Annotated in this window: 20 protein-coding genes and 2 pseudogenes; 12 read left to right on the top strand and 10 right to left on the bottom strand. The window is 66.4% G+C overall.

Translation table 11 applies throughout. The features are described 5' to 3' along the window. The 4 genes from DM995_RS05010 to DM995_RS04995 all read right to left on the bottom strand — a co-directional run. On the bottom strand, positions 1-210 hold a 210-nt coding region (locus tag DM995_RS05010; RefSeq protein WP_502696601.1), incomplete at its 3' end, for an rRNA adenine N-6-methyltransferase family protein. A gap of 11 nt (positions 211-221) precedes the next feature. After that, a complete protein-coding gene (gene pdxA / locus DM995_RS05005) occupies positions 222-1217 on the bottom strand; it encodes a 4-hydroxythreonine-4-phosphate dehydrogenase PdxA (protein ID WP_116968689.1) in 996 nt (331 codons plus the stop codon). Between the two features lie 22 nt (positions 1218-1239). Continuing rightward, positions 1240-2619: a peptidylprolyl isomerase gene (locus DM995_RS05000; RefSeq protein WP_023837909.1), complete on the bottom strand. Its 1380-nt coding sequence runs from the start codon at positions 2617-2619 to the stop codon at positions 1240-1242. Positions 2620-2703: 84 nt separating this feature from the next. Further along, a complete protein-coding gene (locus tag DM995_RS04995) occupies positions 2704-4995 on the bottom strand; it encodes an LPS-assembly protein LptD (protein ID WP_116968688.1) in 2292 nt (763 codons plus the stop codon). 322 nt (positions 4996-5317) lie between these two features. Here DM995_RS04995 and DM995_RS04990 point away from each other — a divergent pair, with 322 nt between their 5' ends. From DM995_RS04990 to DM995_RS04970, 5 genes are all read left to right on the top strand, one after another. Further along, positions 5318-6784 (top strand): leucyl aminopeptidase, encoded by a 1467-nt coding sequence (locus DM995_RS04990; protein ID WP_031318055.1) that lies wholly within the window; start codon positions 5318-5320, stop codon positions 6782-6784. A gap of 132 nt (positions 6785-6916) precedes the next feature. Next, entirely contained in the window at positions 6917-7384 is a 468-nt protein-coding gene (locus DM995_RS04985) for a DNA polymerase III subunit chi (RefSeq protein WP_023837913.1), read from the top strand. A gap of 12 nt (positions 7385-7396) precedes the next feature. Further along, positions 7397-7885 carry a hypothetical protein gene (locus DM995_RS04980; RefSeq protein ID WP_157973080.1) on the top strand — a complete coding sequence of 163 codons (489 nt, stop codon included), beginning with the start codon at positions 7397-7399 and terminating at the stop codon, positions 7883-7885. A gap of 123 nt (positions 7886-8008) precedes the next feature. Further along, the gene (gene ndk / locus DM995_RS04975) at positions 8009-8431 is read left to right on the top strand and encodes a nucleoside-diphosphate kinase (protein WP_116968686.1); all 423 of its coding nucleotides are present in this window, start codon (positions 8009-8011) and stop codon (positions 8429-8431) included. Between the two features lie 5 nt (positions 8432-8436). Next, positions 8437-9303: an ATP-grasp fold amidoligase family protein gene (locus DM995_RS04970; protein ID WP_232824074.1), complete on the top strand. Its 867-nt coding sequence runs from the start codon at positions 8437-8439 to the stop codon at positions 9301-9303. Between the two features lie 9 nt (positions 9304-9312). On the opposite strand, the gene purN is transcribed toward DM995_RS04970, so the two are convergent. Together purN and purM are read right to left on the bottom strand one after the other, a co-directional pair. Then, a complete protein-coding gene (purN, locus tag DM995_RS04965; RefSeq protein ID WP_116968685.1) occupies positions 9313-10272 on the bottom strand; it encodes a phosphoribosylglycinamide formyltransferase in 960 nt (319 codons plus the stop codon). A 138-nt stretch (positions 10273-10410) separates the two neighbouring features. Further along, positions 10411-11526 carry a phosphoribosylformylglycinamidine cyclo-ligase gene (gene purM / locus DM995_RS04960; RefSeq protein ID WP_116968684.1) on the bottom strand — a complete coding sequence of 372 codons (1116 nt, stop codon included), beginning with the start codon at positions 11524-11526 and terminating at the stop codon, positions 10411-10413. A 131-nt stretch (positions 11527-11657) separates the two neighbouring features. Between purM and DM995_RS04955 the strand changes: the two genes are divergently transcribed. The 6 genes and pseudogenes from DM995_RS04955 to DM995_RS04930 all read left to right on the top strand — a co-directional run bounded on the left by DM995_RS04955 (position 11658) and on the right by DM995_RS04930 (position 18249). Then, positions 11658-12917, top strand: coding sequence for a heavy-metal-associated domain-containing protein (locus tag DM995_RS04955; RefSeq protein ID WP_116968683.1), 1260 nt, complete (start codon positions 11658-11660; stop codon positions 12915-12917). 2 nt (positions 12918-12919) lie between these two features. Further along, positions 12920-13540, top strand: a complete 621-nt coding sequence (locus DM995_RS04950) for a P-loop NTPase family protein (protein WP_116968682.1) — start codon at positions 12920-12922, stop codon at positions 13538-13540. After that, a pseudogene (locus DM995_RS04945) lies at positions 13521-15593 on the top strand (RNA degradosome polyphosphate kinase); the annotation flags it as partial. The gene DM995_RS04950 and the pseudogene DM995_RS04945, both read left to right, overlap by 20 nt. A 34-nt stretch (positions 15594-15627) precedes the next feature. Continuing rightward, on the top strand, positions 15628-17115 hold the full coding sequence (locus tag DM995_RS04940) for a Ppx/GppA family phosphatase (protein ID WP_116968681.1): 1488 nt from the start codon (positions 15628-15630) through the stop codon (positions 17113-17115). A 70-nt stretch (positions 17116-17185) separates the two neighbouring features. Further along, positions 17186-17905, top strand: a complete 720-nt coding sequence (epsC, locus tag DM995_RS04935; protein WP_023839161.1) for a serine O-acetyltransferase EpsC — start codon at positions 17186-17188, stop codon at positions 17903-17905. Then, positions 17902-18249 (top strand): DUF2794 domain-containing protein, encoded by a 348-nt coding sequence (locus DM995_RS04930; RefSeq protein WP_232824072.1) that lies wholly within the window; start codon positions 17902-17904, stop codon positions 18247-18249. Before epsC ends, DM995_RS04930 begins: the two co-directional genes overlap by 4 nt. 6 nt (positions 18250-18255) lie before the next feature. On the opposite strand, the pseudogene DM995_RS04925 reads toward DM995_RS04930, so the two are convergent. From DM995_RS04925 to DM995_RS04915, 3 genes and pseudogenes are all read right to left on the bottom strand, one after another. After that, positions 18256-19038 (bottom strand): annotated as a pseudogene (locus DM995_RS04925) (MFS transporter); the annotation flags it as partial. Between the two features lie 4 nt (positions 19039-19042). Then, complete coding sequence (locus DM995_RS04920; RefSeq protein ID WP_157973079.1) at positions 19043-19492, bottom strand: hypothetical protein; 450 nt, start codon at positions 19490-19492, stop codon at positions 19043-19045. Positions 19493-19562: 70 nt separating this feature from the next. After that, positions 19563-19982, bottom strand: coding sequence for a VOC family protein (locus DM995_RS04915; RefSeq protein ID WP_116968678.1), 420 nt, complete (start codon positions 19980-19982; stop codon positions 19563-19565). Between the two features lie 133 nt (positions 19983-20115). On the opposite strand from DM995_RS04915, the gene DM995_RS04910 reads away from it, so the two are divergent. Next, complete coding sequence (locus DM995_RS04910) at positions 20116-20865, top strand: SIMPL domain-containing protein (protein WP_232824070.1); 750 nt, start codon at positions 20116-20118, stop codon at positions 20863-20865. Positions 20866-20901: 36 nt separating this feature from the next. Here the strand turns inward: DM995_RS04910 and DM995_RS04905 are convergent. Beyond that, the coding region (locus DM995_RS04905; protein ID WP_116968677.1) for a tetratricopeptide repeat protein at positions 20902-21498 on the bottom strand (597 nt) is incomplete at its 5' end.

The following is a 21498-nucleotide window of genomic DNA, read 5'->3' as shown; positions in this document are numbered from 1 at the left end:
GGTGACCTGGGCGCCCGCGCGCAGCAGGGCGCGGGTCAGCCCGCCCGGGCCAGGGCCGATCTCGAGCACATCCTGCCCGTCGAGATCGCCCGGAACCGCGGCGATGCGGTCGAGCAGCTGCTCGTCGAGCAGGAAATTCTGCCCGAGCGCCTTGCTCGCGGCGAGGCCATGGCGTGCGATGACATCGCGCAACGGCGGCAGGGCAGTCACCGGCGTGCGCATCAGCTGTCGAATGTCTGGCGATGCGTCCAGGCCGCGCCCGCCATGCGGATTGCGGCGATCATCGAGCGCGGGCTGGCGAGGCCCTTGCCGGCAATGTCGAACGCGGTGCCATGATCGGGCGAGGTACGCACGATCGGCAGGCCCAGCGTCATGTTGACTGCATCGTCGAAATGCAACGCCTTGACCGGGATCAGCGCCTGATCGTGATACTGGCACAGCGCCACGTCGTAGCGCGCGCGTGCGGCCGCGTAGAACATCGTGTCGGCGGGCAGGGGACCGGCGACCAGAAAGCCTTCGTCGCGCAGCTGCTCGATCGCGGGCTGGATGATCTCGATCTCCTCGCGTCCCATGCTGCCCTGTTCGCCCGCATGCGGGTTGAGCCCGGCCATCGCGAGGCGCGGGCGCTCGATGCCGAAATTGCGCGCCATGCCCTTGGCCGCCGCGCGCGCACGGTTGACGATCAGCTCGATCGACAGCGCGGCGGGCACATCGGCAATGCCGATATGCACCGTGATCGGGATGACGCGCAGTTCGGGCCCGGCGAGCAGCATCGCGACATTCTGCCGCGATACGCCGCAGGCTTCGGCGATGAACTCGGTCTGGCCGGGAAAGTTGAAGCCGACCTTCTGCAGCTGGATCTTGGAGATCGGCCCGGTGACGATGCCGCAAGTCGTGCCCGCACGCGCCAAGCCCACGCCCATTTCGAGTGCCTGCAGCGCGCAGCGCGCGCCATCGAGATCGGGTTCGCCGGGGATCACGATGCCGCTGTCGATGACGGGTAGCACGGGCAGGGCGGACGCGAACGCCTCGCGCGCTTCGGCAGGGTCGCCGATCACCTGCACCGGGCCACGCCACACGGCCTCGAAGGCACGCGGGTCGCCCACCGCGAAAAACGGCGTCAGCTCCTCGGCCTCGCGTGCGTCCCAGCTCTTGCCGATGATTTCCGGGCCGATACCGGCGGGATCACCGGCCGATATGGCCAGCAATTGCGTCACGCTTGGGCCCGGCCCGCAAGCATCAGTTATACTCGATCACGGCGTCGCGGCGAAGGTCGCGCAGATAGATCTGTGCGCGGCGGTTGACCTTTTCCTCTTCCATGTTCGCCATCAGCTGCTCGGGGCTCGGGCCGCCATCGGCAGCAGGGTCGTCGCGGCCGCACAGCACGAGCACGCGCACGCCGTCCTTGACCGAACCGAAAGGCTGGGTCGCCTCGCCGATCGACAGCGCGATCAGCGTGTCCTGCAGCGGGGCGGGAAGCTCGCGCACCGGCACCTGGTCGTTGTTGGTAACGGTGGCGCCCAGACGCTTGGCGATCTCGTCCGCCGCGCCGCAGCCCTTGATCTGCCGCGTGGCGGTGGCGAACTCGGACGCCCGCCGCGTCGCTTCGGCCTCGCTGATGCCGGGCGGGAAGGCGATCGCCAGCTGCTTGAGCCCGAGCAGCGCATCACGCGGGTTGGCGGTGAGGATCTGGCGCTTGTCGATGAGATAGATCAGCGAGAAGCCGCCGGGGATCTCGATAGGTCCGGCGAGCTGGCCGACCTGCATGTCACGCGCGACGACGCCGAGCGCGGGCGGCAGCTGACCCAGCTGGATCCAGCCCAGATCCCCGCCGACTGCGGCAGTCGAGGCCTCTGAGAACTGGCGCGCATAGGCGACGAACGAACCGCCCTGCTGAAGCTGCTGCACGATCTGCGCGGCGTTCTTGGCAACCTCGGCGCGGTTCTGCGAATTGGCCGAGAGATAGATCTCGCCGATGCGATATTCCTCGGTGCCCTTGTTCGCCTTGAGCCGCTCGATGACTTCCTTCACCTCCTCTTCGGAGACGTTGATGAACGGGGTCACGTTGCGACCCAGCAGGCGCTGCCAGGCGAGCTCGCCGCGAATCTGGCGCTTGAGCGAGCGCGGCGAGGAGCCGATGCTGGCAAGATACTTGTCGAGCGCGGTGGTGTCGCGGCGGAAATTCTGCTGGGCGACCTGCGCATAAGTCCGCTCGACCTGCGCTTCATCGACCTTGATGTCGTTCGCGGCTGCTTCCTGGATCTGCAGCGTCTCGTCGATCAGGTTGCGCAGCACCTGCAGGCGCAGCCGCTGGCGCTCCTCATCGGATACCGGGGCGTCGTTGGCGGCGAGGATCAGCGCGACCCGCTCGTCGATATCGGTCCCGGTGATGATCTCGCTGTTGACGATGGCCGTGGCGCGGCGGACATTGGGGTCCTGCTGGCCGAAGATCGTCAGCCCCTCGGGCACGTTCAGCGAGGTGTCGGGCATCGCCGCATCATCCTTCACCGTCTGGGCGGTGGCAGGGAGGGCAAGGCCCGCAATCAGCGCGGTGGCCAGCGTGGTCCGGGCCAGCTTGCGGGTTCGGATCGCGAAAGTGTTCAATGCGTGCAAGCTCATATCTTCCTGATAGGGACAAAGCGACCCCTTGCCCAAAATCGGCTTAACCGTGGCTGAGCGGGGCGGTGAATATCGCCTTTGCGATCAAAAGCCAAGGTTGCGCAAGGCCACGCGCAACAGAAAGGTATCGCCGCGCTGGGCATCGCCCACCGGGATATAGTCGCGCCGCCAGGTGACGCCGAGCTCGAGGCAGTCATCCTCATAGGCCACGCCCAGCCGCGTGCGGATGGGCTGGAAGCCGTCTGCCTGCAGCCGGGGGTCCTCTTCGCGATCGCTGAGATCGACCACGCCCGCGCCGAAGACCGACCAGTAGCGCGCGACGCGCACGCGACCGGCAACGCGCAGTTCCTCGCGATCCTGAAGGTCCTCGATCTCGGGCCCGATATCGCGGTTGAGCCGCAAATAGCCGACCTGCACATAGGTCTGGCGTCCGCCCACCGTGATGTCGACCTCGTTGCGGCGCACCGCGAGATTGTCCTTGTCCAGCCGGAAGCGGTGCGTGTAGCGGATGAAGTTGCGCAGTTTCAGGTCGAGCCGGCCGACGACGTCCGAGGTGCGGTTGCCGAGCCCAGTGCCCTCGGGCAGGAAATCGCGCTCGTCATCGAAGCGATAGCTTTGCCCGACCACGGCGTTCAGCTGCATGCCGGGGCGCTGGAGCGACCATTCGACGCCATAGACGACGCGCACGCCCTCTTCCATGCGGTCATAGCCGGGCAGCCGGTTGAGCGCGAACAGGTTGCTGTCCTCCAGTTCGATCGCGCGCGAATCCTCGTTGGGCAGCTCCAGATTGCCGGTGGTCGGCGTCGCCACCACCTGCACGCGCGGGCTCAGCACCTGGGTGCCGCCAAAGGCCTCGCCGACGAACGGCCAGCGCACATCCGCCGCGATCGAGCCGCTGGCGCGCGCCTTGAGCCCGGATTCGCCGCGATAGATCAGCGTGTTGGTCAGCGCGTTCTCGCTGCTGTTGTAGACGTCGCCTCGCGCCAGCGCGGTCAGCGTGAATTCCTGGCCCAGGCTGGTGAGCCGACGCAGATCCCAGCGCGCCTGGGCGAAGGCCCGCTGCGTGTCCTGGCCCGAGGTGCGCCCGATGGCGAGCGTATTGAGCTGGAACTCGACCTTGCCGCCCGCGACCTGGTCGGGCAGGCGATAGCGCCAGTCGACCACCGGCAGCGCGATCGGCACCTGGCCTTGCGGATCGTTGACGCGCAGCGTCTGCGTCGCCCATCCGGCGAGCGAGAAATAGCTGTTCGGGCCGATGCGCTCGGCCTCGATCGTCGAGCGCAGCCGGTCGTCGCGGCTGACATCGTAACGGCGCAGGAAGGTCCGGTCGGTGACGACCCTTATCGACCCGCCGATGCTCCACGCCTCGTTGAGCTGGAAGCGGCCCGTCGCGTCGAAATAGCCGCGGAAATCGTTCTGGCTGTCCGGCGCGACATTGCCCGCGCCGACCGGGATGCGCGATCCCGCCGTGGCATAGCCGGTGATCTGATAGGCTCCGCGATCGGTCAGCGCGCGATAGGTCGCGTTGACCATCGGCAGCGCCTCGGTGAACACCGATCCGGTGACGGTGATGTCGCGATTGGGGGCAAGGCTGATGTAATAAGGCAGGCTGAGCTGCACACCATTGGCCTGGCTGAAGCGGATATCGGGCACGAGAATGCCCGAGCCGCTGCCCTCGCCGACCGGATGGCTGAGCCCGGGCATCGGGATGACCGGCAGTCCGAACAGTTCGAGCCGCGCCCCGTCATAGCGCACGCGCTTGTCGGCGGGATTGTACACCACCTTGATCGCGCGCAGCTGCCAGCTCGGGCGCTTGGGCTTGCCGGTCGGCGTTTCGACCAGGCATGCCGAATAGGCTGCATTTTCGAGCGTGATCACGCCGTCGTTGCGCGTCCCGCGGCTCGCGACCATGCGGCCGCCCGCTTCGAGCACCACCAGGATGTTCTCGATGACGCCGTCGCGGATCGATTCGGTCAGCTCGATCGAATCACCATAGAGCTTGTTGCCCTCGGCATCGGTGATCTGGACGCCGCCATTGGCGCGCACCTGGCCGGTCTTGCGGTCCCAGGTGACGCTGTCGGCGACCAGCGACTGGTCGGCGCGGACCAGCAGCACGTTGCCGCTCGCGGTCACGACATCGGCATTGCTGTCATAATCTAACCGGTCGGCGGTGAATTCGATGACCTGCTGTTCCTCGCCGGCGGCACCGGTGGCGGGCGCGGTCTGGTCATCGGCATATTGCACGATGTCCTTGCGGGTGAAGGTCAGATTTTCGCCGAGCAGATAGCTGGTGCGGGTGCAGACCGGTTGCGCGGCGGCCTGATCGGCGGCGAGCGCAGGCGCGGCCTGCGCCGCGAGCAGCGCCGATCCCAGCATCAAACCTGTCCTTGAAAAGCGCAAGCCAGCCATCCGTCGATTCATGGCCGGACCCTGGCCCCCGAGAATCGTGGGGCGGGACCACGCCAGAATCGCGCCTATTGCACCGCAAAAGCCCGAGCGCAAACCGCTTTCGATGGTCCGTGCAAGGCTGCGGCAAATGCTGGCAAACAAACCGAACCTGTCCTATCGCTTGCATGCTGCGATCGGCCACCAATATGGCCCGCAGCGCCGTGTCGCCAATTTGCGCCCGTCAGCCATAGGCGCGACATGGTTCACAATCGATTAACCGGCCGACCGGCCCGCCTTCCGGGGACCCTTGATGAACATAGTTTTCGACGCTTCCGCAGACAGTTACACCGTGATCGCCTTTCCCGTCGCCAAGGATGAGCTCGCCAGCCTCAGCCTCCCGCTCGACTCTGGCGCGGTGGTGATCGAGGGAGCGAAAGCGGCGCGCTTCGAAGGCGGCGCGGGCGAAGTGTTCGACATTTTTGTTGCCCAGGGCGGCAAGACCCTGCGCGTGGCGCTGGTCGGCACCGGCGGCCAGTCGCGCACCGACCTTGAGCGCGCAGGTGGCCAGCTCGTCGCGAAATACCAGCGTTCGGGCGTGGCATCGCTGGCGGTCGACATGGGTCTGGGCGCGCTCGGCCATAATCGCGAGGGCGCCAGCCAGTTCCTGTTCGGCGCGACGCTGCGCAGCTGGGCGCACGATCATTATCGCACCAAGCTTCCCGCCAAGCAGAAGGTGAGCCTGGGCGAGATCGGCGTCGTGAACGGCCCGGCGGGCCTCGGTGCGGTCTGGAGCGACCAGGCCGCGATTGCCGAGGGCGTCGCCTTTACCCGCGATCTGGTCACCGAACCGGCCAATGTGATCTACCCGGAAAGCTTCGTCGAACGCTGCAGGCATCTCGAGTCGCTGGGTGTCGAGATCACCGTGCTCGGCCAGGAGGAGATGGCGAAGCTCGGCATGGGCGCGCTCCTCGGGGTGGCACAGGGTTCTGTGCGCCCGCCGCGACTGATCGCGATGCGCTGGAACGGCACCGGCGATGCGCATGCCAAGCCGGTGGTGCTGGTGGGCAAGGGCGTGACCTTCGATACCGGCGGCATCTCGATCAAGCCGGCCGCCGGCATGGAAGACATGAAATGGGACATGGGCGGCGCAGGCGCGGTCGCGGGCACGATGAAGGCGCTCGCCGGACGCAAGGCCAAGGCGCATGTCGTGGGCATCTGCGGGCTGGTCGAGAACATGCCCGATGGCAATGCGCAGCGCCCCGGCGACGTGGTGACCAGCATGTCGGGCCAGACGATCGAAGTGATCAACACCGATGCCGAAGGCCGTCTGGTGCTGTGCGATGCGCTCCACTGGGCGCAGGAAAATTACGAGCCCGAATATATCGTCGATCTGGCGACGCTGACCGGCGCTATCATCATCTCGCTGGCCGACCAGCATGCCGGGCTGTTCAGCAACGATGACGGCCTGGCCGAAAAGCTGACCGCGGCGGGCAAGCTGGCGGGCGATCCGCTGTGGCGCTTCCCGCTCGGCAGCGCCTATGACAAGATGATCGACAGCCCGATTGCCGACATGAAGAATGTGGGGGCCAAGGGCGGCGGATCGATCACCGCCGCGCAGTTCCTGCAGCGCTTCATCAAGCCCGGCGTCAAGTGGGCGCATCTCGATATCGCGGGCATGGTCTGGGCCGACAAGCCCGGCCCGGTCTGGGACAAGGGGGCTACCGGTTATGGTGTTCGCCTTTTGAATCAGTGGATTGCGGACAATTTCGAGAAGTGATCCGAACTTAGAGGCGGCTGATTTCGACGTCACCCCCGCGAAGGCGGGGGTCCCGCTCTTGCACCCGGGTCACTGCCTGAGGGGGCTTCCCGCTTTCGCGGGAATGACGATGCATGATGCAAAGGGGTCGGGATGCAGGTCGATTTCTATCACCTGACGCGCGACAGCGCCGAGCGGGTGCTGCCGCTGCTCGCCGAGCGCACGCTGGCGCTCGGGCAGCGCATGCTGGTGCTGTCGGCCGATGCTGGGCATCGCCAGGCGCTGAGCGACGCCCTGTGGTCGCTCAAGCCCGACAGCTTCCTGGCGCATGGCGATATCGACGCGCCGAACCCGCAGATCCAGCCGATCCTGCTCGCGGATCGGGTCGAGCCTGCCAATGGCGCCCGGTTCATCGCACTCGCCGACGGGGTGTGGCGCGACGAGGCGCTGGGCTTCGACCGCGTGTTCCTGCTGTTCGGCGAGGCGACCATTGCCGAAGCGCGCAAGGCCTGGCTGGCGCTGGGCGAACGCGAGGGGCTCGAGCGCCACTACTGGAAGCAGGATGGCGGCAAATGGGTTGAACAGACCCCCGGCAAGCGTCAGGATGCGCGCGAACCATAAGGAGACGGTGGAATGCGCAAGTCCTGGATGGCAGCGGGGGTGCTCTTGGTGCTCGCCGGCTGCGGCGGAGAGAAGACCGTCTACAGCGACGCCGAAGGCAATGAGGTGAAGGTCACGCGCGAGGGCGATGGCGACGCCTCGGAGGTCAAGATCACCAGCGCCGATGGGTCTGCCACCGTCAACATCAACGCGGGCGACACCGACGCCAAGCTGCCATTCGGGCTGGAAATCTATCCCGGCGCGAAGGTCGTCTCGACGATGAACAGCAACAGCGATGGCAACACGGGGGCGATGGTCGTGATGGAAAGCGACGCCAAGCCCGATGCCGTTCTCGGCTGGTATCGCAAGTCGGTCGAGAGCAAGGGCTTCAAGATCGAAACCGAAATCACCACCGGCGACATGCGCGCGATTGCAGGCACCAAGGACAAGGGCTCGTTCACGCTGCAGGTCGCGCCGGGCGATGCGGGATCGATGATCACGCTGATCGCCGGGCAGAGCTGATCCGCGGCGCGGACTCGGCGCGCGCAGCGGTTTTTCTTGCAGCGCACAATGTGGCCCGCTAGGGGCGGCGGCGAATCGCGCCATGCGTGCGCGAGGCATATCACCTAAAGCAGGAGCATCCCCATGGCCGTCACCCGGACCTTTTCGATCATCAAGCCCGACGCCACCCGTCGCAACCTGACCGGTGCGGTCACCAAGATGCTGGAAGAGGCCGGCCTGCGCGTCGTCGCTTCCAAGCGCATCCACATGACCAAGGAACAGGCCGAGGGCTTCTACGCCGTGCACCGCGAGCGTCCCTTTTTCGGTGAACTGGTCGAATTCATGATCTCGGGCCCCGTCGTCGTGCAGGTGCTCGAAGGCGAAGACGCCGTGAAGCGCAACCGCGACATCATGGGCGCCACCAACCCCGCCAATGCCGAACCCGGCACCATCCGCAAGGAACTGGCCGAGAGCATCGAAGCGAACTCGGTGCACGGTTCGGACAGCGAAGAAAATGCCGCGATCGAAATCGCCTATTTCTTCAAGCCGGAAGAAATCGTCGGCTGATCATCATGCCGCGCGCTGCCGGGCCTGAATTGAACCCGGCAGCGCTGGCATCGCCGCCCGTCGGCGGCACCAGCGACCGCCTGGCCCGGATGCGGATCGCGATCACCTATCTGTGGCGGCACCATCGCCTGCCGGACCTGCAAAATCCCCGGCGCTTCACCGAATTCGTCCAGCACCGCAAGCTGTCCGACCGCGACCCGCGCCTGCCGGTCTGCTCGGACAAGATCGCCGCCAAGACCTATGTGGCTGATCGGCTTGGAAGCGACTGGGTTACCCCGACGCTCTGGCAGGGTGACGCGCTGCCGGCCAACCCGGTCTGGCCGCTGCCGCTGGTCGTCAAATCCCGCCATGGCTGCAATCAACGCGCTTTCGTCCGCTCTTCGCACGACGATTGGGACGCAATCCGGCGCAGGAGCGGCGCCTGGATGGCCCAGCCCTATGGCGTATGGCTCGACGAATGGCTTTATCGCGAGATTCCGCGCGGCCTTTTGGTCGAGCCCTTTATCGGCGCGGACGGGCAGCTTCCCGTCGATTACAAGCTCTATGTCTTCGCCGGTCAGGTAGCGTGCATCCAGGTGCATCTGCAGCGCGAGACGCGGCACCGCTGGATGCTGTTCGACCGCCAATGGCGGCGGTTCTCCTCACCGACGCGCGATGCCGACCCCGCCAGGCCGGGATCGCTCGACCGGATGATCGAGGCAGCCGAAACGCTGGGGCAGGGCTTCGATTTCGTCCGCGTCGATTTCTACGAGATCGACGGGGCACCGCGCTTTGGCGAGATGACCTTCTATCCCGGCTCGGGGCTAGATCCGTTCGATCCTCAGGAGATCGACTTGATGCTGGGCCGACTCTGGGTGGAGGCCCGCAGGTAACCCCGCCGATCAGAATTCCGCCGCGATATCCATGAACCTGGTCAGCCGCTTCGGTGCGACGCTGCGCCAGCTGCGGAGCAGCCAGTCGGCGATATGGTCCCAATCGGTGCGCCCGGTATCGAGCCGGATCGCGATCCAACCCGAAGGCGCGTAGAATTTGGGCAGATAATAGAGATCGGGATCCTGGTCGACGAGAGCCGCCTGCTCGTCCGCGCCGCTCGTCTTGACGAGCAACGCGATCGCTTCCTCGCCATGATGGTGGATCGAGACATAGGCAAAATACTTGCCGGTCTTTTCGCCACCGACGCGCCAGCCCGGAGCGCCGTGCGAGGGCCGCGCGTCGGTCTCGGGCAGCGCCAGCGCCAGTTCGCCGACCTTGGCGACGATCCAGTCGGGATCGCTCTCGCGCGATACATATTCCGCAAGCGTGCGCGAATAGAGCTGGTGCTCGGCGATCAGTACGCGCGCGGCGAGGCTCTCGGCGCTGTCGCCGGGCACGATCGCGACCTCGGTCTGGCCGAGCACCGGGCCGTCGTCGAGCTCGGCCGTCACCAGGTGCACGCTGCAGCCGGCGACCGTGTCACCGGCGTCAAGCGCGCGCTGGTGCGTGTGCAGCCCCTTGTACTTCGGCAGCAGCGAGGGGTGGATGTTGAGCATCCGGCCCTCCCAGCGTCGCACGAACCCGGGGGTGAGGATGCGCATGTATCCAGCAAGGGCGACATGGTCGGCACCCGAGGCGCGGATCGCCTGGTCCATCGCGGCGTCATAGCTGTCGCGGTCCATGCCCTTGTGCGACAACGCGAAGGTCGGGACGCCTTCGGCTGCGGCCAGCTTCAGCCCGCCCGCATCCGGATCGTTCGAGGCGACGAGCACCACCTCATAAGGGCAGGTCGGCGCGCGCGAGGCATAGAGCAGGGCGGCCATGTTGGTGCCGCTGCCCGAAATGAGGATGGCGACCTTTGCCTTCATTTCTCCCCTCCCGCCAGCGGGAGGGGTGGCTGAGCCGACGGCGAAGACGGGATGGGGATGTGCGAGCCATCGAACCGGCCCACCCCGCGCGGTGAACCGCGCTGCCCCTCCCGCAAGCGGGAGGGGAAAGGGGTAGCCTTACCCGGCATGGGTGGCGCTCCAAGCTGCTTTCGCGCTCCAGGTCTCGATCGACCCGCTGACGGTGCAGCCCTTGTCGCCGGGCTCGATCCGGCCGATGCGGTGGACGGTCTCGCCTGCGGCTTCCAGATCGGCGGTGACGCTCGCGACATCGCCTCCGGCTACCACCAGCACCATGCCGATACCGCAGTTGAAGGTGCGCGCCATTTCCTCGGGCTCGATATTGCCCTGCGCCTGGAGAAACGCCATCAGCCGCGTCTGCGTCCAGGCATCGGCATCGACATGCGCGTGCGCGCCCTCTGGCAGCACGCGTGGGATGTTCTCGAGCAGGCCGCCGCCGGTGATATGCGCCATCGCGGCGATCCGGCCCGATTTCACCACCGGCAGCAGCGAGGCGACATAGATTCGCGTCGGCGCGATCAGCGCATCGATGAGCAAAATCTCCTGATCGAACAGGGCAGGGCGATTCATCTTCCAGCCCTTGTCCGCTGCCAGACGGCGGACCAGCGAATAGCCATTCGAATGCACGCCCGATGAGGCGAGGCCCAGCAGCACGTCGCCCGGCTTCACCCGGTCGCCGGTGAGCACCTCGTCGCGCTCGACCGCGCCGACGCAGAAGCCTGCGAGGTCATAATCGCCCGGCGCATACATGCCCGGCATCTCGGCGGTCTCGCCGCCGATCAGCGCGCAGCCGGCGAGCTTGCAGCCATCGGCAATGCCCGCGACAACGCGTTCGGCCACCCCCGTATCGAGCTTGCCCGTGGCAAAATAGTCGAGGAAAAACAGCGGCTCGGCACCCTGGACGATGAGGTCGTTGACGCACATCGCGACCAGATCGATGCCGATCGCATCGTGCCGGTCATGATCGATCGCGAGCTTGACCTTGGTGCCTACGCCGTCGTTCGCGGCGACCAGCAGCGGGTCCCTGAACCCTGCGGCCTTGAGGTCGAAAAAGCCGCCAAAGCCGCCCAGTTCGGCATTGGCGCCGGGGCGCGCAGTCGCCTTGGCCAGCGGGCCGATGGCCTTGACCAGCGCGTTGCCGGCGGCAATCGAAACGCCCGCCTGGGCATAGCTGTAAGATGTCGGGTTGGGCTCGTTGCCGGTCTTGTCAGTCATGGCCAGAGCGGTTAGCGACTTCTCGCTTGGATTTCCACGCCATTGTCGCCAAAAGAGCGGCCACGCCGCCGCCGGAGACGGGCAGGGGGCTCCAAGCTCGTTTTCGCGCGGTTGTTTGAAGCTAGGATACATTGATCACCAGCCTGCCCCTGCAACGTCCGGCGCCCAGATTTGCGCGCGCCTGGATCGCCATCGCCCCGTTCGCGCTGCTGCTCGGCGCGGGCGCGCTGGTCTATGCCCAGATCGAGGGCGATCGCGGTATTCCGCCGATCGCCAGCGGCGGCGATTTCGAGGTGAGCGGGGTCAAGGTCGACGGCTCGGGCAAGAATGCCGACGAGGCCCGTTCCAACGCGTGGCGCGAGGCCCAGCGCAAGGGCTGGCAGAAGCTGTGGTCGCAGATGAACCGTTCGGGCGCGGCACCCAAGCTCAGCGATTCGGCGCTCGACGGCATTGTCTCGGCGATCGTCGTCGAAAACGAGCAGATCGGCCCGCGCCGCTATATCGCGACGCTGGGCGTGCTGTTCGATCGCGCGCGCGCCGGCGAACTGCTCGGCGTCAGCGGATCGGTGCTCCGATCGGCTCCGATGCTGGTGGTGCCGATCTATATCAGCGGCGGCTCGGCCCAGACCTTCGAGAACCGTACGCCCTGGCAAGCCGCCTGGGCGCGCTATCGCACCGCCGAGAGCATCGTCGACTATATCCGCCCCTATGGCTCGGGCGCGGATTCGCTGCTCGTCAACGCCGCGCAGTCGGGACGCCGCAGCCGCACCTGGTGGCGCCTGATTCTCGATCAGTTCGGCGCGGCCGACGTGGTCGTCCCGGTGGTGCATGTGAAGCGGCAGTATCCCGGCGGGCCGATCACCGGGCGCTTCGCCGCGCGCTTCGGCCCGGACAGCCGGCTGCTCGGTAGCTTCACCCTGCGCGCGCGGAACAGCGACGGCCTGGCCGCGATGCTCGATGAAGGCATCAAGCGGCTCGATCGCATCTATGCCGGCGCGGTCCGCTCGGGCGAGCTTCGCCCCGATTCGTCGCTGATCATCGAAAAGCCGGTCGAGGTGGTCGAGGAATTGCTCGACGAGACCCTGGCCGAAGACGTGCCGGTCGAACCCGGCGGCCTGACCACGGGCACGCAGATCATCTCGATCCAGTTCGATACGCCCGATGTCGCCGCCGTGCAGGCGGGCGAACGCCTGGTGCGTGGCATTCCGGGCGTCAATTCCGCGAGCACCGCCAGCCTGGCGCTTGGCGGGACATCGGTGATGCAGGTCAACGCCCAGATCGATATCGATGCGCTGCGCGGCGCGCTCGAGGCGCGCGGCTATCGCGTCCAGCAGGGGCCCGGGGTGCTGCGTATCTCGCGCGCCGCTCCGGCACCCGGCGGCGGGGGATAAGCATGACGCGCCAGTTCGCTCTGCCCTTCGCGGCAGCCGGACCGGACGGTGACAGCGAATTCCTGGTCACCGCCTCGAACCGCGCGGCGATCGACCGGCTGTTCGACTGGACCCGGCTGCCCTTCGGCGCGGCGGTGCTGATCGGCCCGGCGGGATCGGGCAAGACCGTGATCGGCAGGGCCTTTGCCGGCGGCTCGGGCGGCGGCTTTATCGACAATGCCGATGGCGAGAGCGACGAGACGCTGTTCCACGCCTGGAACCGGGCGCAGACGCAAGGATTGCCGGTGCTGTTCGCGGCGAGCAAGCCGCCGGGCGAATGGGGCATCAGGCTGCCGGACCTGCTCTCGCGGCTCGGGGCTTCGCTGCTGATCGAGATCCCGCCGCCCGACGAGGACATGGCGCAGCTGCTGCTGCAGAAGCTGCTCGCGCGCGCCGGGCTCGCGCTGCCCGATGCTCTGGCGCATTATGCCGCGCTGCGCACCGAGCGTTCCTATCCTGCCATCCGCGATCTGGCGCGCACGATCGACGAGATGGCGCTGGCAATGCAGCGCCCGATCGGCCAAAGACTGGTGCGCGAGGCACTGGCGAAACTGGCAGGAACCGATGGCAGCCCAACCGACTGAAATCGAAGCGAAACCGGCGAGCGCTTCCGAATCGCAACGGCGCTATTTCAACCGCGAACTGAGCTGGCTGGCGTTCAACGACCGGGTGCTCGAAGAAGCCTGCAATCCGCGTCATCCGCTGCTCGAAAGGCTTCGCTTTCTCTCGATCTCGGGCAACAATCTCGACGAATTCTTCATGGTCCGCGTCGCCGGGCTGGTCGGCCAGGTGGCGCAGCATGTCGAGGAGCGCTCGGCCGACGGGCGCACGCCAGTCCAGCAACTCGCCGCGATCGAGCGCGCGGTCGATCGGTTGAACGCCGAGCAGCAGCGCGTCTGGTGCGAGTTGCGCACGCTCCTCGCCGATAACGGCGTTGTCGAGGCCGATGTCGATGATCTCGGCGAGGCGGAGCGCGCCTGGCTGCGCGAGCATTTCGTCACGCAGATCTTTCCGGTGCTGACCCCGCAGGCGCTCGATCCGGCGCATCCCTTTCCGTTCATCCCCAACAAGGGGCTGAGCCTGATCTTCGATCTGAAGCGCCGGTCGGACGGCAAGACGGTGCGCGAACTGGTCATGCTGCCCGCCACCATGCCGCGCTTCCTGCGCATTGCGGGCGAGCAGGGGCTGTACCTGGCGCTCGAGAAGATCGTCGTCGCCTTTGCCGACAAGCTGTTCCCCGGCTATGACGTGCGCGGATCGGGGCTGTTCCGCATCATCCGCGACAGCGACATCGAGGTCGAGGAAGAGGCCGAGGATCTGGTGCTCTATTTCCGTACCGCGCTCAAGCGGCGGCGGCGCGGCCAGGTCATCCGGCTCGAAACCTCGCGGCTGATGGACAGGGGGCTGGCGCAGCTGCTCGACGACAATCTGCTGCACGAAGGCGGGACCAAGTCGTCCGATGACGGATTTCTCGGCATCGGCGATCTTGCCGCGCTGGTCGACGAGGACCGGCCGGATCTCAAATTCCCGGCCTATACGCCGCGTTTTCCCGAACGAATCCGAGAACATAACGGCGATTGTTTCGCAGCGATCCGAAGCAAGGACATCGTCGTCCACCACCCCTATGAGAGCTTCGAGGTGGTGATCGCCTTCCTCAAGCAGGCCGCGGCCGACCCCGATGTGGTGGCGATCAAGCAGACGCTCTACCGCGCGGGCAAGCAGTCGGCGGTGATCAACGCGCTGATCGCCGCGGCCGAGGCGGGCAAGTCGGTGACCGCGGTGGTCGAACTCAAGGCGCGGTTCGACGAGGAACAGAATCTGCTCTGGGCCAGCGCGCTCGAACGCGCCGGGGTGCAGGTGGTCTATGGCTTTATCGAGTGGAAGACCCACGCCAAGATCTCGATGGTGGTGCGGCGCGAGCCCGAGGGTTTCCGCACCTATTGCCATTTCGGCACGGGCAATTACCACCCGATCACCGCGCGCATCTATACCGATCTCAGCTTCTTCACCGCCGATCCGCGCGCGGGGCGTGATGCGGCGCAGCTGTTCAACTATATCACCGGCTATGTCGAACCCGAGCAGCTCGAACTGCTCTCGATGTCGCCGCGCGACCTGCGCCATGATCTGATCGCGCTGATCGATCGCGAGATCGAGGAGGCCCGGGCCGGGCGCACCGGTGCGATCTGGGCCAAGATGAACTCGCTGGTCGATCCCGCGATGATCGAGAAGCTCTATGCGGCGAGCAGCGCGGGCGTGCAGATCGAGCTGATCATTCGCGGCATCTGCTGTCTGCGCCCCGGCGTGCCGGGCCTGTCGGACAATATCCGCGTCAAGTCGGTGGTGGGCCGGTTCCTCGAGCACAGCCGCATCTGGGCGTTCGGCAATGGCGATGCGCTGCCCAACGACACGGCGAAGGTGTTTATCAGCTCGGCCGACTGGATGCCGCGCAATTTCGACCGCCGCGTCGAGTACATGCTGCCGATCGAAAATCCGACCGTGCACGATCAGGTGCTCGAACAGGTCATGGTCGCCAATCTCCTCGACAACGAACAGAGTTGGGAGCTCGATGCCGATGGTCAATATCATCGCATAAGAACCGACGACAAACCCTTCAATCTGCATCGCTATTTCATGACCGGCGCGCCGCCAAGAGCGATTGAGCCCGCGCCCCGTGAACTTCTTCATTCGCAAGCAGAACCAGCCGGTTCATCTCTATCGCACCGCGATCATCGACATCGGTTCGAATTCGGTGCGCCTGGTGGTCTTTTCGGGCCCACGGCGCAATCCGGCGCTGATCTTCAACGAGAAGGTGATGGCGGGGCTCGGGCGCTCGCTGGCCGAGACGGGAATGATCGACGAGCCCTCGATGGCGCGCGCGATCCAGGCGCTCGAACGCTTCCGCATCGTCGCGCGCGAAATGGATGTCGACGAGACCGTGTGCGTGGCGACCGCGGCGGTGCGCGATGCCGGCAATGGGGAGGAATTCACTCGCAAGGTCGAGGCGCTGGGGCTCGATATCACGATCCTCTCGGGCGATGACGAGGCGCGCACTGCGGGCATGGGCGTGCTGTCGGCGATTCCCGACGCCGATGGCATCGTCGGCGACCTGGGCGGCGGCAGCCTCGATCTGGCGCGCGTCGCGGGTGGCGAGGTGCTCGATACCGCGACGCTGCCGCTCGGGGTATTGCGCGCGGCGGCGATCCGGCGCGGCGACTCTGCCGCCCTGTCGCGCACCTTCAAGAAGATGGTGGCCGCCTATCCCTGGCTGGTCGCGCATCCGGGCAAGCCCTTCTATCTCGTCGGCGGCTCGTGGCGCGCGTTCGGGCGGCTCGACATGCACCTGACCGCCTATCCGCTCAAGGTGCTGCACCAGTACCGGATCGATGTCGCGCGACCCGAAAAGGTACTGGCCGGCTTCCGCGCGATGGAAAAGGATGTTGTGCGGCAAGCCACCGGGCTCGCGCCGTCGCGCATCGAGACGCTGCCCGATGCGATCGCGCTGCTCCGGATGATGCGCGAGCTTGTGAAGCCCAGCGCCTTCGTTCTCTCCTCCTTCGGGCTGCGCGAAGGCCTGCTGTACGCCCGGATGGACCCGGAGGTGCGCCAGCGCGACCCGCTGCTGGTCGCGACCGAACGCTTCGGCCAGCTGCAGTCGCGCTTCGGCGAGGATGCGCGGCCGCTGTTCGACTGGATCGAGCCGCTGTTCGGCGACGATCCGCCCGAATGGCAGCGCTGGCTGATGGCCGCGTGCCATCTGTCCGACGTCGCCTGGCAGGCCAGCCCCGATTTTCGCGCCGAACGCGGGCTGGAAATCGCGCTGCACGGCAATTGGGTCGGCATCGACGTGATCGGACGATCGATGATCGGCCAGGCGCTGTACACCAATTTCGGCGGCGGGCCGCGGCCGTTTCCGCTCGATCGCCATGTCGCGACGGACGCGATGCTGAACCGCGCGATCGCCTGGGGATTGACCATGCGGCTTGCCCAGCGGCTTGCCGCCGGCACGCATGACGTGCTGCGCAGATCGCGGCTGCAGCGCAACGGCGATGCGCTCGAACTGGTGCTGGAACCCCGCGACAGGGCGCTGATGGGCGAGGTCGTCGAGCGCCGCCACCGGCGCCTGGCGCAGTTTCTGGGGCTTCGCGCCGTCGCAATCTGAGCGCTGGTACTGGTAAACTGCCCTGCCAGCGTCTATCTTGCAGCAAAACACGGTTTCAAAGGGATAGCGCATGTTTAGCGCATTGAGCGAATATCTGGATTCGATCCGGGCCCGTGACCCCGCGCCGCGCTCGCGCTGGGAAATCCTGCTCTATCCGGGCGTGCTCGCGCTGGGGCTGCATCGCGTTGCGCACTGGCTGTTCAAGGGCGAGCTCTATTTTCTCGCGCGTCTGGTCAATCACATCTCGCGCTTCCTGACCGCGATTGACATCCACCCGGGTGCCCAGATCGGCAGGTTCTTCTTTGTCGACCATGGCTTTGTCGTCATCGGCGAGACAGCGGTGATCGGCGACAATGTCACGATCTATCAGGGCGCGACGCTCGGCGGGCGCAACCCGACCGATGGCGTCGGCGGCAAGCGCCACCCGACGATCGAGGACGACGTGATCGTGAGTCTCGGCGCAGCGATCCTGGGGCCGGTGACCATCGGCAAGGGGGCGCGGATCGGCGCCAATGCCGTGGTGACCAAGGACGTCACTCCCGGATCGGTGATGGTCGGTATCCCGGCGCGCCCGACCCCGGTCGATGCAGCCGAAAAGCAGCGCGGCTTCGTGCAATATGGCACGCCCTGCAGCCAGACCTTCGACCCGAATACGCAGAAGCTTGAACTGCTCCAGTGCGAAATCCGTCAGATGCAGGAGCGGATCGCGCAGCTGATCGACGAGCGCGACGAGGCCCGCCGCGCTGCGCGGCCTGCCGAGCCTGATCGCGACAGCGGGACGGCTGCTTGAGCCTCGGCGGGAACGTATCGCTCTTGCCGGTGCCGGGAGCACCGGGCCAGGTCGGGTTCGACCGGGAAGAGCTCGGCCGTATTCTGGATCTCTATGGCCGGATGGTCGCCGCCGGGCTGTGGCGCGACTATGCGATGGATCTCGGGCGCGACGCGGCGATCTATTCCGCCTTCCGCCGGGCCACCGAGCGCCCCGAATATCGCATCGAGAAGCGGCCCGCGCTGCGGCGCAAGCAGGGCCAATGGGCACTGGTGGGCGAAGGCGGCGCGGTGCTCAAGCGCGGGCACGAACTGTCCGGCGTGCTTGCTCCGCTCGAGCGCAAGCTGGTCCGCGTCGTCGAATAGCCGCCCTCAGACGTCCATCTCGTGCTCGCCATGCGGCTCGAGGCTCGCCTTGTGCAGCAGCTGGCCGAGCCATGCAGCGATCACGCACATCGCGGCGCTGAGCAGCAGCTGGTAGATCACGTCGAGCCCGGCCACGCTGAGCCCGATGGCGATCAGCGAGCCGATCACCATCGCGCCCGAGTTGACGATATTGTTCGCTGCGATCGTGCGCGCCGCTTCGCTCTTGTGCACGGTGGTGGTGAGGAAGGCATAGAGCGGCACGACGAACATGCCGCCCGCCACCGCGATGCCGAGCAGCGAGAGCAGCAGCGGGATCGCCATCGGATGGGTGACGAACTCGCCCACGCTGAACAACGAGCCCGCCTGGTCGGGCACCCATTGGCGGCAGACGAAGAAGAAGGCGACGACGAACAAGCCCATGACGATCACCGAAACCGGCGAATAGCGCGCCGAGACGGTGCCCTTGAGCAGAGCGTTGATCGCGACCGATCCGATCGCGACGCCGATCGAGAACACCACGAGGAACAGGCTCGCGACCTCCTTGCTTGCGGTCAGCACGTTCTTGGCGAGCGGCGGAAACTGTATGAACAGCACCGCGCCGATGGTCCAGAAGAAGCTGATCGCGACGATCGCCAGGAACACGCGGCGCACCCTGGTGGTCGCCTTGATCAGCGCGATCGAGGCGCGGATGAAGTTGAAATCGAGCTTGGTCGCCTCGGTCATTGGCGGGGCAGGCGGGACCTGCCGCCCGGTGGCATATCCGATCATCGCGGTCAGCACCACCGCAACGGGCTCAGCCCCCCTTCTTCACCTTGCGATAGGGCACGAACTCGCTCAGCGCGCAGCTGCCGAGGGGCACGTTGATGCGCAGGTCCTGGACCAGCACGATGTCGCCCGAGCACAGGCGGCCGATCGGGGTCTGCGAGATCATCGTGTTGTCGCGGGCGCGGGGGCAGCCGAGATACGGCGTGTTGACGTACACCACCGAGCCGTCGTCATAGAGCAGCACATCGTCGCTCGCGGCGGTCGAGCGGCGCAGGCGGGTGCGCGGGATGCACGAGACGGGGTCGCCCGCCACCCGGTCCTTGAGATAGTTGTTCGCGAGCTTCTGACCGCGCTCGTCGAGATTGGCGATCGCAGCGGCGGTGCGCGCGCGGATGTCCGCGTCGCGGCTGTCCGATGCGACCAGCGGGGTGGCGCAGGCGAGCGCGGCGAGGCTGAGCATGATGGGCATGGTGCGCATGGTCGTCATCCTATTGTTCGGCCCCCGAAGCCAGACAGTATAACCCAGCGCGCCGCGCGTCGCCAGCGGCTTACCAGTTGCCGGTATTGGGCATCGAGACCCAGGGCTCGGCGGGCTCGAGATGGCCTTCCTGCAGCAGTTCGACCGAGATGCCGTCGGGGCTGCGCACGAACGCCATATGCCCGTCGCGCGGCGGGCGGTTGATCGTCACGCCCGCATCCATCAGCCGCTGGCAGGTCTCGTAGACATTCTCGACCCGATAGGCGAGATGGCCGAAATTGCGCCCGCCGGAATACTCCTCGGGGTCCCAGTTGTGCGTCAGCTCGACCTCGGCCACGCCTTCCTGGCCGGGCGCTGCCAGGAAGATCAGCGTGAAGCGGCCCTGCTCGCTGGAAAAGCGGCGGACTTCCTTGAGCCCGATCAGCTCGAAAAATCTGATCGTTGCGTCGGGATCGGTGACGCGGATCATCGTGTGGAGATATTTGGTCATTATACTGGCCTCAATTCATCGCAGTTAAGACACGGTTCATCGCAGCTCGGCTAATCGATCCATCGTGTCGTCGGGGGGTGGATGTGCCCCGCAGATATAGGCGGCGCGCAAGGCATTGGAAGGACTTTCGGACATGGTTGATGGTGGGGGATCGGACGGATCGAGCAGGCGCGGCTGGGTGCGCGACAATGTGTTTCTCGCAGGGGCCGGGATAATAGCGATCGGCATGGTCGCGGGCGGCTATCTGCTCGGCGATGGCCTGTTGCGCGCCAAGCAGGCGGACCGCTCGGTGACCGTGCGCGGCCTTGCCGAGAAGGACGTGACCGCGGACCTTGCCACCTGGACGATCGCCTATTCGGCCCAGGCCGATGACCTGGCGAGCGCGCAGGCGGATATTGATGCCGATACCAAGGCGCTGCGCGGCTTCTTCACCGAGCTCGGCTTTGATGGCGACGCGCTGCAGCCCACGGGTGCCAACGTATCGCAGTTCAACAACAATTACGGATCGACCACGTACACCATCCGCCAGCGCATGTCGCTGCGCACCAACGACATCAAGAAGGCGCAGGCTGCGGTGAAGCGCCAGTTCGACCTGATCCGGCGCGGTGTCGTGCTTGAGGAAGGATCGGGCATGGCGTACAGCTTCACCAAGCTCAATGACATCAAGCCCAAGATGGTGGCTGAAGCGACCAAGGATGCGCGTGCCTCGGCGGAGCAGTTCGCCAAGGACAGCGGCACCGATGTCGGCGGCATCAAGAGCGCGACCCAGGGCTATTTCTCGGTCGAGTCGCGCGACGGCGATGGCGGCGGCAGCTGGGGGGTCAGCGACACGCCGTACAAGAAGGTCCGCGTGGTGACGACGGTGGATTTCTACCTGGATTGACCATCGCTCTCCCCTCCCCCTGGGGAGGGGAGAGACTTACGGCTTTGCGGCGGTCTCCGCCGTCTCTGCCTCGGCCCGGTCGAGTTCGCTCAGATGCCCGCGCGCCGTCTTGGCGATCGGGCCTTCGGGGCGGATCTCGATCGCCTGGGTCCAGTTGCGCCGGGCGACGTCGTATTTGCCCGCGCTCGCCGCGATATTGCCCGCTTCGAGCGCGACTTCGGGGTCGTGCGGGGCGAGCCGCGCGGCGATGTCGATATCCGCCTGCGCGCGCTCGAGCTTGCCCAGCCGGCGCGCCAGCGTCGCCGAGAGCAGCCAGGCGAGCGGGTCCTCCGGCGCGAGCTTGTGCGCCTCGGCCAGCGCGATCTCCGCCGCGTCGGTCTGGCCCGCCACCACCAGCGCGCGTGCGCGGTCGAGATGCAGTTCGCCCAGCAGCAGCCCCTGCGCCACGCCCTGTGCCATCGCGGCATCGAAATAGGTCAGCGCCTTGTCGGCATCGCCGGTCGCGAGCATAGCATTGCCCGCCTGGGTCCAGAGGTTCGCGGCGCGCTTGTCGCGGGCCAGCTCGGCATCGCGCGCGGCGGAAACAAACGCGTCGGCCGCGGCGGCCCATCGCCCTTCCTTCGCATAGGCAAA

Source organism: Blastomonas sp. UPD001 (assembly GCF_003426715.1).
Taxonomy (GTDB): domain Bacteria; phylum Pseudomonadota; class Alphaproteobacteria; order Sphingomonadales; family Sphingomonadaceae; genus Blastomonas.
This window is presented reverse-complemented; position numbering and strand designations above follow the sequence as displayed.

What these genes read in the sequence shown, in the direction of transcription:
- DM995_RS05000 (WP_023837909.1), bottom strand. Translation starts at nt 2,619, where the DNA reads ATGAGCTTGCACGCATTGAACACTTTCGCGATCCGAACCCGCAAGCTG.
- DM995_RS04990 (WP_031318055.1), top strand. Translation starts at nt 5,318, where the DNA reads ATGAACATAGTTTTCGACGCTTCCGCAGACAGTTACACCGTGATCGCC.
- ndk (WP_116968686.1), top strand. Translation starts at nt 8,009, where the DNA reads ATGGCCGTCACCCGGACCTTTTCGATCATCAAGCCCGACGCCACCCGT.
- DM995_RS04985 (WP_023837913.1), top strand. Translation starts at nt 6,917, where the DNA reads ATGCAGGTCGATTTCTATCACCTGACGCGCGACAGCGCCGAGCGGGTG.
- DM995_RS04995 (WP_116968688.1), bottom strand. Translation starts at nt 4,995, where the DNA reads ATGCTGGGATCGGCGCTGCTCGCGGCGCAGGCCGCGCCTGCGCTCGCC.
- DM995_RS04950 (WP_116968682.1), top strand. Translation starts at nt 12,920, where the DNA reads ATGACGCGCCAGTTCGCTCTGCCCTTCGCGGCAGCCGGACCGGACGGT.
- DM995_RS04920 (WP_157973079.1), bottom strand. Translation starts at nt 19,492, where the DNA reads ATGCGCACCATGCCCATCATGCTCAGCCTCGCCGCGCTCGCCTGCGCC.
- DM995_RS04980 (WP_157973080.1), top strand. Translation starts at nt 7,397, where the DNA reads ATGCGCAAGTCCTGGATGGCAGCGGGGGTGCTCTTGGTGCTCGCCGGC.
- purN (WP_116968685.1), bottom strand. Translation starts at nt 10,272, where the DNA reads ATGAAGGCAAAGGTCGCCATCCTCATTTCGGGCAGCGGCACCAACATG.
- DM995_RS04970 (WP_232824074.1), top strand. Translation starts at nt 8,437, where the DNA reads ATGCCGCGCGCTGCCGGGCCTGAATTGAACCCGGCAGCGCTGGCATCG.
- DM995_RS04910 (WP_232824070.1), top strand. Translation starts at nt 20,116, where the DNA reads ATGGTTGATGGTGGGGGATCGGACGGATCGAGCAGGCGCGGCTGGGTG.
- purM (WP_116968684.1), bottom strand. Translation starts at nt 11,526, where the DNA reads ATGACTGACAAGACCGGCAACGAGCCCAACCCGACATCTTACAGCTAT.
- DM995_RS04915 (WP_116968678.1), bottom strand. Translation starts at nt 19,982, where the DNA reads ATGACCAAATATCTCCACACGATGATCCGCGTCACCGATCCCGACGCA.
- epsC (WP_023839161.1), top strand. Translation starts at nt 17,186, where the DNA reads ATGTTTAGCGCATTGAGCGAATATCTGGATTCGATCCGGGCCCGTGAC.